Raw genomic sequence first — 1,234 nt, forward strand, 5'->3', positions numbered from 1 at the left:
TTTATATATTTTTCAAAAACTTATTTTAAAGTTTTTAAATAAAATACAGTAATAATATTGGTATATCTATGATATTTTTCAAGTAATGAGATGTAATTTTTTTCACAGATTCTCCTTTTTGTGTTTTGCTACACAAAAGAGATAAATGAAAAGCAACATTCACTTGTTATAATCATCAATCACATATCATGATTTATATAATTAACAAAAAATGAAAAGTAAAATCGGATTCCTGTGTGCTTTACTCTTTGGCCAAAGTACACACATTATGGCTCAACTTCCACAGGACTCTCGTCGTGCTGGCGGCATTGCTGTTATCCCGTTGAGTCAAAATATCCAGCAGGTTTATTATAAACAACAGCAAGTATTGATTATTCAATCTAAAGATCAACGATATGCGGTTTTTGGTATTCCCTTATCCACTCCATTCGGCCCCCTACAATTACAGACCAACGCAGAACCCATTCAGATTGAAGTGCAAACTTATCCCTATGCACAGCAATATATAAAATTAAAAGATCAAAGCTATGTCAGCCCCGATCAGGCTCAATTAGAACGTTATGCAAGAGAAGCTGAAGAACAAGCTACCATATACAAATCCTTTACCCCTTCAAACTGGAGTACTTTCCCTGACTTTATTACTCCAACCAAAGGAAAATTTAATAACTCTTTTGGCCGTAAACGCTTTTTTAATGGTGAAGAACGTGCACCACATTCGGGTTTAGATATCCCTGCACCAACAGGTCAAAAAGTTATTGCACCTGCTGAAGGTATCGTTGTGCAAACAGGAAATTACTTTTTTAATGGCAATACCGTTCTTATTGATCATGGACAAGGGTTAATCAGTATGTTTTGCCATTTGAGTAAAATTAATGTCAGCAAAGGACAATCAGTCAGGCAAGGGGATTTAATAGGACTTGTTGGTAAAACAGGAAGAGCAACCGGATCTCATTTACATTGGGGAATGAGCTTAAATAATGCTCGGGTAGACCCGCAGCTTTTCTTGAAAAAATAATTTCACTTTATATGCATCATTCCCTTGCTAACCAAAAGCTATTTCACGACCGATAAAACTTATCTTCTGTTTCAGCTCATTCTGCCTTGATAACTTTCAATTGTGATTTATCGTTATTTTTAATATGTGATTCATCATATAAATCACATACACAAATTTTAGAACATTATGAAGCATATATAAGGCGGGTTTCTGAAAAAGACAAAATTAGCATTTAAA

Annotated in this window: 1 protein-coding gene; it reads left to right on the plus strand. The window is 34.4% G+C overall.

From position 1 onward, the window contains the following. The first annotated feature begins 211 nt into the window (after positions 1-211). Entirely contained in the window at positions 212-1,015 is an 804-nt protein-coding gene (locus KPC_RS19860; protein ID WP_121976010.1) for a M23 family metallopeptidase, read from the plus strand. Positions 1,016-1,234 lie beyond the last annotated feature (219 nt).

Source organism: Acinetobacter stercoris (genome assembly GCF_900323515.1).
Classification (GTDB): Bacteria; Pseudomonadota; Gammaproteobacteria; order Pseudomonadales; family Moraxellaceae; genus Acinetobacter; species Acinetobacter stercoris.

Excerpts from the sequence above, each read along its gene's own strand:
- KPC_RS19860 (WP_121976010.1), top strand. The coding sequence starts at position 212 with ATGAAAAGTAAAATCGGATTCCTGTGTGCTTTACTCTTTGGCCAAAGT.